This is a genomic window from Formosa sp. A9, assembly GCF_051200825.1.
Lineage (GTDB): Bacteria > Bacteroidota > Bacteroidia > Flavobacteriales > Flavobacteriaceae > Formosa.
Window position 1 is genome coordinate 235,051 of record NZ_CP195158.1, and the last position, 14,909, is coordinate 249,959.

15 protein-coding genes and 1 pseudogene are annotated in these 14,909 nt (G+C 34.6%); 7 read left to right on the forward strand and 9 right to left on the reverse strand.

Translation table 11 applies throughout. The annotated features are described in order from the left end of the window. Positions 1 to 225: 225 nt before the first annotated feature. Complete coding sequence (locus ACR9EA_RS00915) at positions 226 to 741, reverse strand: CvpA family protein (protein WP_435136177.1); 516 nt, start codon at positions 739 to 741, stop codon at positions 226 to 228. Between the two features lie 126 nt (positions 742 to 867). On the opposite strand from ACR9EA_RS00915, the gene ACR9EA_RS00920 reads away from it, so the two are divergent. The 5 genes from ACR9EA_RS00920 (at position 868) to ACR9EA_RS00940 (ending at position 5,320) form a co-directional block, all read left to right on the forward strand. Then, complete coding sequence (locus ACR9EA_RS00920; RefSeq protein ID WP_435136178.1) at positions 868 to 1,224, forward strand: hypothetical protein; 357 nt, start codon at positions 868 to 870, stop codon at positions 1,222 to 1,224. Between the two features lie 168 nt (positions 1,225 to 1,392). Then, the gene (locus tag ACR9EA_RS00925) at positions 1,393 to 2,724 is read left to right on the forward strand and encodes a cytochrome ubiquinol oxidase subunit I (RefSeq protein WP_435136180.1); all 1,332 of its coding nucleotides are present in this window, start codon (positions 1,393 to 1,395) and stop codon (positions 2,722 to 2,724) included. A 2-nt stretch (positions 2,725 to 2,726) separates the two neighbouring features. After that, entirely contained in the window at positions 2,727 to 3,803 is a 1,077-nt protein-coding gene (gene cydB, locus ACR9EA_RS00930; protein WP_435136183.1) for a cytochrome d ubiquinol oxidase subunit II, read from the forward strand. A gap of 95 nt (positions 3,804 to 3,898) precedes the next feature. Continuing rightward, positions 3,899 to 4,918, forward strand: a complete 1,020-nt coding sequence (gene pheS, locus ACR9EA_RS00935; protein ID WP_435136186.1) for a phenylalanine--tRNA ligase subunit alpha — start codon at positions 3,899 to 3,901, stop codon at positions 4,916 to 4,918. Positions 4,919 to 4,924: 6 nt separating this feature from the next. Beyond that, positions 4,925 to 5,320, forward strand: coding sequence for a hypothetical protein (locus ACR9EA_RS00940; RefSeq protein WP_435136188.1), 396 nt, complete (start codon positions 4,925 to 4,927; stop codon positions 5,318 to 5,320). Here the strand turns inward: ACR9EA_RS00940 and ACR9EA_RS00945 are convergent, their stop codons facing one another. Further along, positions 5,321 to 5,842, reverse strand: a complete 522-nt coding sequence (locus ACR9EA_RS00945; RefSeq protein ID WP_435136191.1) for a hypothetical protein — start codon at positions 5,840 to 5,842, stop codon at positions 5,321 to 5,323. A gap of 114 nt (positions 5,843 to 5,956) precedes the next feature. Continuing rightward, positions 5,957 to 6,217: pseudogene (locus ACR9EA_RS00950) on the reverse strand (NAD(P)H-dependent glycerol-3-phosphate dehydrogenase); the annotation flags it as partial. A gap of 176 nt (positions 6,218 to 6,393) precedes the next feature. On the opposite strand from ACR9EA_RS00950, the gene ACR9EA_RS00955 reads away from it, so the two are divergent. Next, positions 6,394 to 7,752 (forward strand): tyrosinase family protein, encoded by a 1,359-nt coding sequence (locus ACR9EA_RS00955; protein WP_435136194.1) that lies wholly within the window; start codon positions 6,394 to 6,396, stop codon positions 7,750 to 7,752. Between the two features lie 61 nt (positions 7,753 to 7,813). Here the strand turns inward: ACR9EA_RS00955 and ACR9EA_RS00960 are convergent, their stop codons facing one another. Beyond that, positions 7,814 to 8,215 (reverse strand): heavy-metal-associated domain-containing protein, encoded by a 402-nt coding sequence (locus ACR9EA_RS00960; protein WP_435136197.1) that lies wholly within the window; start codon positions 8,213 to 8,215, stop codon positions 7,814 to 7,816. 66 nt (positions 8,216 to 8,281) lie between these two features. Continuing rightward, positions 8,282 to 10,522, reverse strand: a complete 2,241-nt coding sequence (locus ACR9EA_RS00965; RefSeq protein ID WP_435136200.1) for a TonB-dependent receptor — start codon at positions 10,520 to 10,522, stop codon at positions 8,282 to 8,284. Positions 10,523 to 10,744: 222 nt separating this feature from the next. On the opposite strand from ACR9EA_RS00965, the gene ACR9EA_RS00970 reads away from it, so the two are divergent. After that, positions 10,745 to 11,104, forward strand: coding sequence for a hypothetical protein (locus tag ACR9EA_RS00970; protein WP_435136203.1), 360 nt, complete (start codon positions 10,745 to 10,747; stop codon positions 11,102 to 11,104). Between the two features lie 6 nt (positions 11,105 to 11,110). Here ACR9EA_RS00970 and ACR9EA_RS00975 read toward each other — a convergent pair whose 3' ends face one another. From ACR9EA_RS00975 to ACR9EA_RS00990, 4 genes are all read right to left on the reverse strand, one after another. After that, positions 11,111 to 12,112 carry an NAD(P)H-dependent glycerol-3-phosphate dehydrogenase gene (locus ACR9EA_RS00975; RefSeq protein ID WP_435136206.1) on the reverse strand — a complete coding sequence of 334 codons (1,002 nt, stop codon included), beginning with the start codon at positions 12,110 to 12,112 and terminating at the stop codon, positions 11,111 to 11,113. Between the two features lie 67 nt (positions 12,113 to 12,179). After that, positions 12,180 to 12,530, reverse strand: a complete 351-nt coding sequence (locus tag ACR9EA_RS00980; RefSeq protein ID WP_435136209.1) for a DUF190 domain-containing protein — start codon at positions 12,528 to 12,530, stop codon at positions 12,180 to 12,182. Then, the gene (locus ACR9EA_RS00985) at positions 12,527 to 13,831 is read right to left on the reverse strand and encodes a voltage-gated chloride channel family protein (RefSeq protein WP_435136212.1); all 1,305 of its coding nucleotides are present in this window, start codon (positions 13,829 to 13,831) and stop codon (positions 12,527 to 12,529) included. Before ACR9EA_RS00985 ends, ACR9EA_RS00980 begins: the two co-directional genes overlap by 4 nt. Further along, positions 13,828 to 14,268 carry a CPBP family intramembrane glutamic endopeptidase gene (locus tag ACR9EA_RS00990; protein ID WP_435136215.1) on the reverse strand — a complete coding sequence of 147 codons (441 nt, stop codon included), beginning with the start codon at positions 14,266 to 14,268 and terminating at the stop codon, positions 13,828 to 13,830. Before ACR9EA_RS00990 ends, ACR9EA_RS00985 begins: the two co-directional genes overlap by 4 nt. Positions 14,269 to 14,909 lie beyond the last annotated feature (641 nt).

Consider the following 14,909-nt stretch of genomic DNA (forward strand, 5'->3'; position numbering starts at 1 on the left):
TTAGAACTCTAAACCAAAAACTAGATTCAATTATATCAGCAACAAAACATTCCTCCTTTAGTCGGAATGACAATCCGTTTGTCATGCTTAACCTGTCTGCGAATAGGTGGCTGAGGAACAAAGTGAAGCATTCTTTTAGGATAGTGTCTTTTAAAATTGCCTTCAAACTTTTCAAAGTTTTACTTTCTAACAACTAACAACTAACAACTAACAACCAACAACCAATTACCCCTCCAACAAATCCTTCTTTTTCTCTTCAACTTTTTCTCTAAAAGCAGGGTAAATTGTAGTCGATAAAGAAATTACAGGTTTGTAAAGTATAGATTTATCTATATTTTCTTTGTTTACAAAAGGGATGGTGTTGTTTAGGTTTTCAAACACATTTAAGGCCACACTAGTAATTAAGCCTATTTTTAAGGCACCAAAAACGCCTCCAAGAATTTTATTTACAATACCTAAAAATGCTAAGTTAGCCAGTTTGGTAAATGCTTTCCCGGCAAGACCAACGGCTAAAACAATGACAACGAATGTTACAGCAAAAGCTACAATGTTTACATAATTTTCGTCCCAATCTACTTTGTCTTCAAAAAGCGAAGCGGTAAAATTACTAAAATGTATCGCGCCATAAATTCCTAAAATTAGAGAAAGTAAAGAGGCAATTTCTACAAAAAGTCCGTTCATTAAACCTCTAACAAATCCAAAAAGTAATAAAATGGCCAGAATAATATCTATTGTTGTCATACAGAGTGTGTTGGTTTATCAAATATAACATTTAAATGTTTTAATGCTATTTTAAGCTTCGATTAAGAATAAGTAACCTGCTATTTTTTTATTTTTGCACATATTTTTTAAGTTTTACCATATAATATGTCTAGAGACGAACAATTAAAAATACGTTGGGAGCAAGTGGTTACCAAATTGTCTAATCAGTTTGCCGATGGCGATACGTTAGATCTCGATGCCATTATTTATCTTATTGGTTTGCAGGAACTCGGGCAATTCGACCGTAAATTTAAAAAAGATCATAAACTCGATCTCATGCACATTGCCATTTGTAAATTGCTAATGCCTTATGGTTATTACGAGTTTGATTTTGTAGACGACGACGGCTGGCCGCATTATACCGCAAAAGAGCAGCTTCCTAACTTAAAAGCAGGCGAACAAAGCATATTAATGAAAGAAGCCATAGTAAACTACTTTCTGGAAACCGAGTATATTAATTAAACTTTGGGCGTTACCCTACGGGTCGCGCTTTCCGCTACAATCTTTTGCTTAAGGCAAAAGGATTTCCTCTGCAATCGCTAACGCAATTCTCCGTTCGTAAAAAATAGCTGCCTTAAAACAAGGTATTATAGTTACGGTTATTTAAATTTGTAAAAACCGTGCGCCGATATGGAAGACATGCTATTTTACGATAGAATGCAGTTTGCATTTACCATTACCTTTCACTACCTATTTCCGCAACTTACCATGGGACTATCCTTAATAATAGTCTATTTTAAATGGAAGTTTTTAAAAACCGATAACCTACAATATAACGATGCTGCTAAATTCTGGATGCGCATTTTTGCACTTAATTTTGCTATGGGTGTGGTAACAGGAATTCCAATGGAATTTCAGTTTGGAACCAATTGGGCAAAGTTCTCCGAACTAACAGGTGGTATTATCGGGCAGACTTTAGCGATGGAAGGCATGTTTTCGTTTTTCTTAGAATCATCGTTTTTAGGCTTGTTTCTTTTTGGTGAAAAATTATTGGGGCATAAGCTACATTTCTTAACGGGATTTCTAGTGTTTTTAGGCTCCTGGGCCAGCGGATTTTTAATTATAGCCACACATTCCTGGATGCAAAATCCAGTGGGCTACGAAATTTTGGCCAATGGTAAGTTTGTTCTGAACAACTTTTCTGCTTTGTTCACAAACCCATGGTTATGGCCATCATATTTACATAATCAGGCGGCCTCTTTGGTAACCAGCTCGTTTGTAGTAGCAGGCATTGGTGCTTTGTATGTGCTAAATAATAAGTTTAAAGATTACGGGTATTTGTTTTTGAAAACGGGCGTTATTTTTGGTGTTATCGCTTCAATTTTAGTAGCGGTGCCTACAGGGGATTTGCTGGCTAAAAATGTGGTAAAATATCAACCGGTAACTTTTGCAGCTATGGAAGGTATTTTCCATACAGAACCAGGCGGATCGGAAATTGTTTTAATTGGTCAACCCGACATAAAAAATAAAAAGTTAGATAATAAAATTGCAGTGCCCAATGTGCTAAGTTTTTTAACCTATGGCAATTGGGATCAAGAGGTAAAAGGTTTAGAAGCCTTTCCCGAAGATACACACCCTACAAATATACCGATGTTGTATTATGCTTACCATGTTATGGTGGGGTTGGGCACACTTTTTATTGGTTTAATGCTATTAGCCAGTCTACAATTATTTCGGAAAAAATTAATCCATACACATTGGATTTTATGGGTTTTGGTGTTTATGATGCCTTTTCCCTACATTGCCAACACGGCAGGTTGGTACACATCCGAACTGGGTAGGCAACCATGGTTGGTATATAATTTATTACGCACAGCAAGTGGTGCTTCGCCAACGGTATCTTCTGGAAACACCTTGTTTACTTTACTAGGTTTTATTGGCTTGTATGCCCTTTTAGGATTGTTATTTATGTTATTAATCGGAAAAATTGTTAGGAAAGGCCCTAGCGTGCAAACACATTAATTATGGAGTTATTTTGGTATATAGTTCTGGTTGTTATGTTGGCTACTTATGTGGTGTTAGATGGCTACGATTTTGGTGCAGGTATCGTGCATTTGTTTTTTGCTAAAACCGAAAAGGATAAAAAAGCAATAACCAATGCTATTGGTCCGTTTTGGGATGCTAACGAAGTTTGGTTAATTGCCGCAGGCGGGGTGTTGTTTTTTGCGTTTCCTACCTTGTATGCATCCTCGTTTAGCGGATTTTATTTACCGCTAATCATGATTCTATGGTTGCTTATTTTTAGAGCTATCGGTTTGGAGTTAAGAGGGCAAATTCACAATGTTTTGTGGGAAACGGTTTGGGATAAAGCCTTTGGCATTGCGAGCCTGCTATTGGCCTTGTTTTTTGGTATCGCCTTAGGTAATGTTGTTCGCGGTGTAAATCTGGGCATGGTAGAAAATGGTGTGTCTACTCAAGAAGCACATTATTTTTTTCTGCCATTATGGAATCCGACATTTAGCCCACATGCCGAACATCTAGGTATTATCGATTGGTTTACCTTGTTATTGGGAGTTATTAGTGTGGTGGCTTTAACCATACATGGTGCCAATTGGATTGTTTATAAAACCAATGCCGCCATCAATCAGCAATTAAAACGGGTAGTTTTTAACTTAAATGTTGCCTTGTCGGTACTGGTTGTTATTTCGGTTTGTGTTTGGCATCTTATCGAGCCTAAACCATTTCATAATTTTTTAGTGAATCCTGTATTATTCATCTTTCCGGTAATTACTTTAATTGGTCTTTTAGGCTTGTTTAATGTAAAACGATTTAAAAAAGACGGTCAAGGCTTTTTATTTTCCAGTTTGTTTCTGGTGGGTGGTTTAGCTTCAACAGTAGCGTCTATTTTCCCGAATGTGTTGCCATCAACCAACGCTATTAATCCGTCGTTAACCATATATAATGTCGCTGCCGATGATTACGGACTTTCGGTAGGTGTGTATTGGTTTGTAATTGCCGCCATTTTGGTTTTGGTGTATTTTATAATTCAGTATAAAGTATTTAAAGGAAAAATGGACGATGTAGGCTATGGCGAACACTGATAAGAGTTGTGTTTTGGATAGATATTTTGAAAATATTTTCTTTACTTTGCCGTCTATTTTAGCTACTGAAAAATTTTCAGTTAAATGTGGATATCATGATAGACAAGATTAAAGAACTTATTGCTGAAGCCGAAGCGTTTAAAGCGCAATCTAAAGAAGAAGTTGAAGCCTTCCGAATTAAATATTTAGGAAAAAAAGGCTTGTTAAACGACTACTTTGCCGAGTTTAAAAATGTTGCTAACGACCAAAAGAAAGAGTTTGGGCAAACTATAAACAAACTTAAAAAAACGGCCGAAGATAAGGTTAATGCTTTAAGAGAAGAGTTAGAAAGTAAAGAAGAACTTAAGGGCATTTATGGCGACTTGTCTAGACCTGGCGAGCCTATTAATCTAGGGGCACGTCATCCTATTTCTATTGTAAAAAATCAAATTATCGATATCTTTTCCCGCATTGGATTTAATGTAAGTGAAGGGCCAGAAATCGAAGACGATTGGCACAACTTTACAGCATTAAATTTGCCAGAATACCATCCGGCTCGTGATATGCAGGATACCTTTTTTATTCAAACCAATCCCGATGTATTATTAAGAACGCATACCAGCTCGGTGCAAGTGCGTTATATGGAAAATAATAAACCTCCTATCAGAACCATTTCACCAGGTAGAGTGTATCGTAACGAGGCCATTTCGGCACGTTCGCACTGCTTTTTTCATCAAATAGAAGGCTTGTATATAGATAAGGATGTGAGCTTTGCCGATTTAAAGCAGACCCTACAGTATTTTACTACCGAAATGTTTGGAAAGTCTAAAATTCGTTTACGTCCGTCGTATTTTCCATTTACCGAACCGAGTGCAGAAATAGACGTGTACTGGGGCTTAGAAACCGAATCGGACTATCGCATAACCAAAGGAACAGGTTGGTTAGAAATTGGAGGTTGCGGTATGGTAGATCCTAATGTTTTAGAGAATTGTAAAATAGATTCTAAAGCTTATTCTGGTTTTGCTTTTGGTGTTGGTATCGACCGTATAGCTATGTTACTTCATCAAATAAACGATATTCGACTATTAAGTGAAAACGATGTGCGTTTCTTAGAGCAGTTTAAATCTACGATTTAAAAACACATGAAAAAGGACATCCAAATTCCCAAAGTTGAAGGTGTTTACGTAGCCGCAGTAAAGGTATTTAACGAATCGTTGAACGTAGAGGAATGGACAGCTTATATTGTTAACGACAAGGCAGTTGATTTAGAAACGGTATTAATTGTTAGCAAAGGAGCCTTAAAGGATAAGGAAACCTCGTTAATGCGCCATAAATTAGATAAACTTCCAGCTAAAAGTTATGCTAAAATAGAATACTTACAAGACGATGTTTTGGCTTTAAATAACACCTTTAAAATATCGTTTTTTGAAGGTAATACCATGTACGATAAAACGTTTGTTTTTAAAGCTAATACGATTAACGACAAGGCGCTTCAGCCTATACCAGTTATGGGTGTTAATGGCGTTTTGGTTAAGTAACTAATCTGTTTTTATAGGCATGCTGTTTGAACTTAGAGGGATATACCTAGAGGAATGTGGATACTCGGAAATGTTTACGTAGGCATTAAAATCACGACCGGTTTCTTTCCAATTAACAGCTCTAGCTTTTACTTTAAAGATATGGTAACCCGTTTTAGAATCTACAATTTTTGAAGCTTCAGAAATCATTCTATAAGCGTTTGGATCTAGACCATTGTTAAATCCAATCTGTAATTGAGCCTGGTCTTTAGTGGCCAAATTATAAACGGCGATAATTGAAAAGGTATAAATATCTCCCTTAACTAAATTCGAATTTGGTGTTATCGAAATTATTTTTACCGAGTCTTTGTCTTTTGAAGCAATCTTTTGTATTTCAGTTTCAAGATCTTTTTTGTTAAACCCTATATCTTGAATGTTCTGTTCTGAGTCGGCAACGTTATAGTTGGTATCGGTATTGTTTTCTTGTGCACTTAAATTAAGATTTAGGAGCACCATGAGGAATAATGCGAGATATTTAATCATATGTATTTTTTATGTTTAAAATTAAATATACAAATAATTTTTTAACATAATTCTTGATTTTTTTGAATTTAAAATGGTCTTGCTCTAATTCCGAAATTACATTTATTAGCCTTTCTAATCTAATTTCTCTGTTAGCTTGGCGAAGGTTTTTTTAGGGTCTTTCCCTTCGTATAAAACTTCGTAAACTGCGTTTATTATAGGCAGTTTAGTTTTACGTTCATTTTTGTCGTTTAGCAGATGTGCACTTCTGGTAGCATAATATCCTTCGGCAACCATGCTCATTTCCATTTGCGCCGATTTAACGGTGTAACCTTTACCAATCATGTTTCCAAACATGCGGTTTCTAGAAAATACAGAGTATCCGGTAACCAATAATTAAGCTTTAATATAGGCTGATTCTGACAACGATTGCCGTGTAGTGGTGTTTTGTGCATAATTAATGGCTTTTCAGCGATTTAGAGTGAAACTCTCTGAAATTTTGATTAATATTACTGTAATAGCGACTCCCTAGAAGTATTTAATATTTTTAATTATATCTGTTAAATCAACACATGAAACATTTATACAAGATATTAATGCTCTTGTGCTTTGTACATACCTTAAGCGGGCAAAGTATTCGAAAGAGTTATCAGGAAATGACAGACTATGAAAAAGCGGAATTGGTTGATGCTTTTTATGAGTTAAGAGAAGGACCAGATTTGTTTAATGATTTGGCAGTGTTCCATAGTCAGTTTTTTAATTTCGATAACACTATCGATCCAACGCGTCGAGATCTTCATTTTAATCTACCCGACGAACCAGAGCGTGAGATATTTTTGGCTTGGCATAGACAACAAATGTTCGAAATGGAACAGGCTGTACAGAATATAAATCCAAGAATAAGTTTAGCGTATTGGCAATCTCCTAGCGATCAAGCTTTAGATTCTCCATTGTGGGACGAGGATTTTATGGGAAGCTTTAATGTAAATTGGGACTTGCGCAGGAATATTGGAGGGAATGGCCCTATGCCCACACTTGGTGAATTAGCTTCTTTGTACAATATTTCAGATTTCTTTCAATTTTCTAATGAATTGGAAAGACGAAATGTCCATAGAGGGGCTCATGTTTGGACGGGTGGCGCTATGCCTACACCGTTGTCGCCAAGAGATCCTATTTTTTATCTTCATCATACTTTTGTGGATTTGGTTTGGCATATTTGGGAAGAAATTCATGAAAACTCTGCTTTTATTACAACTTCTATGTTGAGGTACGATGGCACTTATGCTTTTGATGGCGAAACATTACCTCTAGTAAATCCTAACGACATAACAGATACGCGATCGCTTGGTGTATTTTATGCTGCCAATGGTGTTGCTAACCTCAATAATTATATTGTTAGCAATACTTACAGGCCTGAAGAATATTTTTATTACCAATATTTAATAGAAGCAGGAGATAACTTTATAATACCTGACGGGGCAAATTGTAGAATTGAATCTGTAAACGGCATAAAGTTTTTACCTGGCTTTGAAGCTGCCTCTGGATCTAATCTAGTTGCTACAATAGATAATAATACCAGTTTACAAAGGTTAAGTGGTAATAAAACAAGAGTGAAAAAAGCGTATAGTTTTGATGAGAATATAAATGCAACAATTATATGGAATGAAGACGATAAAGATGACACTCCAATAATTATAGATACTTATCCGAATCCTTTTACAGAGAAGATTACAATCAAACTCAATAAAAATACAAATTGCACGGTTAGTGTTTATAATATGATGGGTGGTTTAATACGGGAAGAGGCTTTTCAAAATACTAATACAATAATTATTAATAAGTTGTATGGCCTGTCAACAGGCTTTTATGTTATTAATGTAGTTGATGCCGCCGGAAATATTATTCTAGCAAAACGTGTTATAAAAATGTGATAAACACTAATCTCACAACACTTGTAAGATAGATAATATAAGTTCTATTTGGATTGGGCTTTTAATGGTTAGTTCCGTGATCCATATTAATACTATTAGGGTCTCTAAATTGGCAGCATGGTGGTAAAGAATGATACACTTCGTCTGTTGCTCTGAAGTCATCTGTATCATGTCCTACAGCGGCTATTGCTTTTTTAATATCTTGGGGCGAGCATTTATTTTCATTTATAACTAGGGTTAATTGATTAGACGGGATATCCCATTGGGCATATTTTACACCTTTAATTTTTAAAGCGGCTTTTTCTATTCGAGTTTTACACATGCCACAGTTCCCTTTTACTTCTATATTTAAGTTTTTATTCTTGTCTTTAGCGACGTTTTTTTCTTGTGCATTTATCAGGGTGCAGAAAAGGCAAATAAAAACTAAGCAGAAAATGCGTTTTAAGGATATTGATTGTGTCATGATAAAGATTTTTATAGATTTAAAAATAATTAAAATAAAGTATTAATTGATTTAAAATCAGTGAGTTTACTTTAATTTATATCTAAATCCTAGATAATACGTTTCTCCTAATACAGGAGCGTATAAAATCGTACTGTCAAAATAAGGTCCAAAAGGATCGTCGGAACCAAGAATAGGTTGTTTTTGTACTTGATTTCCGATGTTTTCGCCACCTAAATATAAGTCGAACTTTTCGTTAATAACTCGAGTAAGGTTAAAATTCATAATACTATAAGGGTCAGAATAGGGTTTAAGTTGGTATTCTTCAGGATTAGGTGTAGTATTAGGAAGTCTTTGCTCACCAGTCCAATGTAGCGTGTAATCTATTTTCCATTGCGAACCTCTTGATTTTTTTAGGGTTTCGTAACTCATATTTGCAAAAAAGCGATGTTTTGGTTGTAAAGGCTTTTGCAAGTTACCTGATTGGTAGTCTATTGTAACATTGTAGTTTTTATAGGTTAATCTGATGTTTAAATCTTGAATGATTTCGTAGCTGATGTCTATTTGTAAACTTTTAGATAAACTGTGCCCTTTTAAATTATAGAATGCTATTTCTCTCGGATTTTCCCAATCTACAACGACCTGATCTTTAAAATCGGTAATATAGTAATCGGCAGAAATGTCTAGCGCTCTGTTCCAGATATATAATTTTTGAACAAATCCAATACCCGTATTCCATGCTATTTCGGGATTAAGTGTGTAAAGCTCTCCATTATTGTTTAAAATGTTTATAACTCGCGATGATGCAAAAAGCTGTTGGTTTTCTGCAAAAATGTTAGCTGCTCGTTTACCTCTTCCGCCAGACAATTTTACGCTAGCTCCTTTCCATAACGAGTATCTTAAATGTAATCGTGGTGTAATAAAAGTGCCTAATCTGTTATGGTTATCTACTCTAAGTCCAGCAACAAAGCTTAATTTGTCTAGATTATCGTAAGTGTACTCAAAAAATGCTCCAATAGAGTTGTCTATTCTATTCCAGTTTTGAAGGTTGACATCTTCTTTAAAACTATCGTAGGTAAAACTTAATCCTGTTTTAAATTTATGTTGGGTACTCCCAATAATACTGTTAAATATAAGGTTGGAGTAATAGGAAGTTTGTTCAATATCATAGATATTAAATCCGTAATACGAATCTTGATTATGATGGCTTAAAGCTGTTTGATACCCAAAACTTTGATAGGGTAAATCTGGAAATACATAACCTATTTTAGCCGATAGGTCTAGTCTGTTAGATTTGACTTCGCTACCCCAAGCATTGTTAGTAAACTTGTCTGTATCTGGATTAAACGAAATTTCTCCTGTTTGTTTTTCATCTAAAAGGTATTGAGCGTTAAAATAACCTACCCAGCCTTTTAACGGATCTGCATATTGCCACCTGTTCATAATATTAATTTGTTTGGCCAGGGGCGTATCTAAAAACAAATCGGAATTTCTGTCTATGTTTCCGTTCCTTAAGTTGGCATGTACATAAAGTCCTGTGGCTAATTCTTCCGAGAATTTTTTATTGTAACGGGTATTAAATTCGTAACGTTCGTAATTATTGGCGTACATGTTTAGGAAAAATTTCTGGTCGGTTAAAGGTTTTACTAATTCAGTATTTATTTGTCCAGAAATACTTTCAAAGCCATTTAAAACACTACCCGATCCTTTTGTTATTTGTATACTTTCTATCCAAGATCCAGGAATGAAAGACAGCCCGTAAATTTGTGAAGCACCTTTAATAGAAGGTATGTTTTCCTGAGTAAACAATAGGTAAGGACTGTTTAAACCTAACATTTGTATTTGTTTTGCACCTGTAACGGCATCCGAAACATTTACATCTACAGCAGGATTGGTTTCGAAAGATTCCGATAAATTACAACAAGCGGCTTTAAGCATTTCTCTACTGTCTACATGTACTAAATTTTGAACATTAAATAAGGATTTTTGAATTGGCTTAATTTTTTTTCGCAATAAAACTTCTTCTAATTCTATTTCTGGATGCAACCATATTTTACCCAGTCGGGGTCTGTTAACAGTTAAAGTGTCAGTTTTATATCCAACATAGCTTATAACAAGTTTTGTAAACGAGGTGTTAAATGGAAGGTTAAATTGTCCTTGCTCATTTGTAATTGTTCCAATTGGAGTATTTAACCAAGTTACATGTACTCCAGATAGTGTTTTTTCCTTTTCTTCTGGATTAAATTCTAAAACTGTACCTGTAATTTGTATTTGACCATGTAGCAAAATACTGAAGAACATAAATACGATTACGAATAATATTTTCATAAACAAAGTTTTCAATTGAAAGATCGATGTAGTATCTAGAATTGTTACTTATAAAGGTAATATTTTTAATTCAGCAGGTTATGAAGATTTGATAAAGTGCTATTAATTCGGTATTAACTTCCGTTTTGAGATTCTAAACAGAACCAATTTTTATTAGTAAATTGAAGAGTTAAAATTAAGCTGCAAAATGAGATATAATGTTGTACTTTAAAGGGGTGTTTTATGAAGTTTGGAGTAATAATACTGTTGTTTAGTTTCGCTATTTACCAAGTGAAGCATAAAAGTGGTTTTTACAGTGGTCCTAAAATTAGGGTGATAAACGATACAGAGATATATTTTACCAATGTTTCTTTATTTTCAATGCCATTCGAAAATCTGAAACCTAGAGACACTTCAGCGTATCAAATTTTAAATTTTAATGCATTAAAAGATGATTCTCTGATTTATTGTTCTTCTGGAGATAATAATTTTGCTCGCTATTTAGAAATACCTAAGCGTGAAGCTGTATATGTTACTTATGTAATTGATAGTATTTATAATGATATGCTATATGTAAGTACAACATACACGAAAGAAGAATAATCAACGTTAATCTAATTTTTCTGTTAGCTTGGCGAAGGTTTTTTTAGGATCTTTCCCTTCGTATAAAACTTCGTAAACCGCGTTTATTATAGGCAGTTTAGTTTTACGTTCATTTTTGTCGTTTAGCAGATGTGCACTTTTGGTAGCATAATATCCTTCGGCAACCATGCTCATTTCCATTTGCGCTGATTTAACGGTGTAACCTTTACCAATCATGTTTCCAAACATACGGTTTCTAGAAAACACAGAGTATCCGGTAACCAATAAATCGCCTAAATAGGCAGAATTGTTAATGTTGCGTTTCATTTTATGCATCTTTTTTATAAAGCGCTTCATTTCGCGAATAGCATTGCTCATTAATACACTTTGGAAGTTGTCTCCGTAACCCAATCCATGGGCAATTCCAGCAGCAATAGCGTATATGTTTTTAAGCATAGCGGCGTATTCGGTCCCTATAATATCATCGCTAATTTTAGTTTTTATATAGTTGCTAGAAAGCGATTTTGCTATGGTTTTTGCTTTTTTAGAATCGGCACAAGATATGGTTAAATACGATAAGCGTTCTAGGGCAACTTCCTCGGCATGGCAAGGGCCTGCGATTATAACAATGTTTTTAAACGGGATATTATAAATGTCGTGAAAATGTTCGCCAACCAATAAGCCAGATTCAGGAATAATACCTTTAACGGCCGAAACGATGGTTTTAGAAGTTATATCTGCAGTCAGCTTATTAAGCTCACTATGCATAAACGCAGAAGGAATGGCAAAAATAAGCACATCGGCATATTCGGCCATTTCATTAATATCGTTACTAAGTTTAAGTTGCTCGGTATGAAACTCTACAGAGCTTAAATAATTAGGGTTGTGTTGTTCTTTTAATAAATGTTCTTTGGTGTAAACACTACGCATATACCAGCCTACTTCGCCTAAATTTTCACAAAGCATTTTTACGATAGCTGTTGCCCAGCTACCAGCACCAAATACAGCGTATTTTAAATGGTTTTCCATAAGGTCATTCTAAATTATTGTTCAAATGTACATAAAAATCGTATGGTACCTAATTAAAGAAATGTTATTAAAGGTTAGACTTCATAACGATTTCATTTTTAACCATAACAACCATGGTGTCTTCTAATAGTGCTTTTTCAGAATTTAAAAACTGTTCTATGCGTTCTTGTGTGTCTGTAAGTTCTATAATTTGAGGATGTTTAGCCTGCTTTACTTCGGTATGTCCCCAATGTATATTGGCTTGGTTGAGGTAGCCTTTAGATACATTAAATTGAAGAGCTTGCTTTAAGTTATTAGCTTTGGCACGTTTTAGTATTTCTGAAGCAAAATCGGCAGCGTGAAGCTTTTTCCAAAACGATACATTTTTTAATGTTTTGCCATATTCGAAATAAATTCTAATTGTGGTTAATGTATTCATTTTGGATGTCTTTTGTTTTTAATTTCAGAAAGATGAAGTCCTTTTTCTCTGAGGTAGTTCGTGTTCTTAGGACTTCCGATAATTTGAGATGAATAAACACCAGAATGCCCCGAAAATAAGTAGGCTGTAGCACAGGCAATTGCAATAAATACACCTGCTTCTATTCCAAATAATTCAATACCCATTACAGTACAGGCCAACGGTGTATTTGTAGCTCCTGCAAAAACAGCTACAAAGCCCATACCAGCCAGAAGGCCCATTGGCAAAGGAATGCACCAGATTAAAACATTACCCAAGGTGGCACCAATGTAAAATAAGGGAGTTACTTCTCCGCCTTTAAATCCGGCGCCAAGCGTAAACGATGTAAATAAAAGCTTGGCTAAAAAGTCGTACGAGTTCATAGAGGTGTTAAAAGCAGCTTCAATAGTAGGTACGCCCAAACCAATATATTTTGTGGTACCAATTACATAAATGCATATTGCTAAAACTATACCGCCAATAAAAGGGCGTAGCGGAGGATATTTTATATATCTGCTAAATAAATTGCTCCAAAAGTGTGTAGATTTAGAAAATAGCATGGCTACCAAGCCAAAAATGATGCCTGCTAAAAGCGCCCAAAGCAAATTTATAGGGTTCATTTCTGCAACTTGATCGATATGATAATGGGTATGCGACACATTCCAAAGTTCGCAAAAGTAATTAGCAAGTATCGCCGCTAAAAAACTGGGCACTATGGCGTCTAACCTTATGCGGCCAAGAATAAGAACTTCTAAAGAAAAAATACCTCCTGCCAGAGGAGTGCCAAATACCGATGCAAAACCAGCGCTAATACCAGCGATTAATATGATTCTTCGGTCTCTTCTAGATAAATTAAAAACACTCGTAAACCTATCGGCTATAGCTCCGCCTATTTGTACTGCCGTGCCTTCTCGACCTGCTGAGCCACCAAATAAATGGGTTACAACGGTTCCGAATAAAACCAACGGCGCCATTTTAAAAGGAATTATTTTTTTAGGAGAATGAAATTCTTCAAGCAATAAATTATTGCCTTTAACCACACTGTTGCCATAAAGATGATACGAAAGACCAATAATGAAGCCACCAATGGGTAATAGTGCAATAATCCATAAATGAGATTCTCTCCATTGTGTTGCCCACTCCAAACTAAACAGAAAAAAAGCCGATACACTACCAGCAACAGCGCCTAAAAGCAAACAGATGCAAAACCATTTAATGAGATATAGTAGTGAAGGAATCTGCTCTAAATTGCTTAAAGCTTGTTTTATTGTGTTGCGCGTCATAGTGGGATGTTTGACTGTTTTTGAATCTGTTCTACGTTATAAGCTAGAAGTCCTGTATTAATATCTATTGCTATATGAAGAAGAACAGCTAACCAAATGTTTTGAGTAAAATAGTAAATAACAGAAAATAGCAAACCTAATATAAAGGCGATTATTAGGTTAGATATTCCGCTGCCAATATGGGTTAAAGCAAAAATAATGTTCGGTATAATAAAAGCAAAGCCTAACATGGTGTGTTCTCTACAAAATTCAAACAAAAAAAGCCTAAATATTATTTCTTCACAAATTCCAGCGCTTATTGATAGTAAAATAAACCAAAAACGTTCTTGTTTTGTTTTGGGTAGGTAATGATAGATGGCGTTTAATTTGTTCTTTATGTCATTACTGTGTTCTGCAGATATTTTAGTCGATTTATATTGAAAGATACTAAATGCCATAATTAAAAGAAAGACTATTAAGCCAATAATCGAAAAATTGGGATAAAAATTTAGTTTAGGTTGTTTGTAAATTAAATATTGAAGAATTACCAATAGTGTTAAAAACCAAAATATAAAAAGGGTTAGTTTGTAATCTATAAGTCGAAATGCCCCGTCTCGTTTAATATTCAAGTTTATTCTTTTATGGGTAAGCACCACATAAATAGGAAAAACTATTCCAATTAATACTGCTATAATACTAGTTGTAGCCATATTATTTCAATATTAAACAGTTAAAAACCATCAGAGTTATTTTAAAGATACAAATTTGTAAAGAATATATTAGAGTTTAAAATGTATAAAAATTGCGTTTTTAAATAGCCCTTTAAATTTTAGAAAAAGACTACGTGTGTGGCTAATGTCTTGTTAATTAAAATTTTAACAAGACATTGTGATTTTAAAAACAATTCTGGTATAATTTTTACCGTTACTAGTTTGCTAAGATTTATTATAAAAATCCCTGTCAAGATAAACAAAAGTATGCATAGGAATGTAAGCCAAATTACTTCTTGGCAGGAGATTTTTAATTTGTAAGTCGCACGCTTTTCAATTTATATAAAAAGAAATGAAACATACATAATTTTTTTGGTTGGTTATTTAGT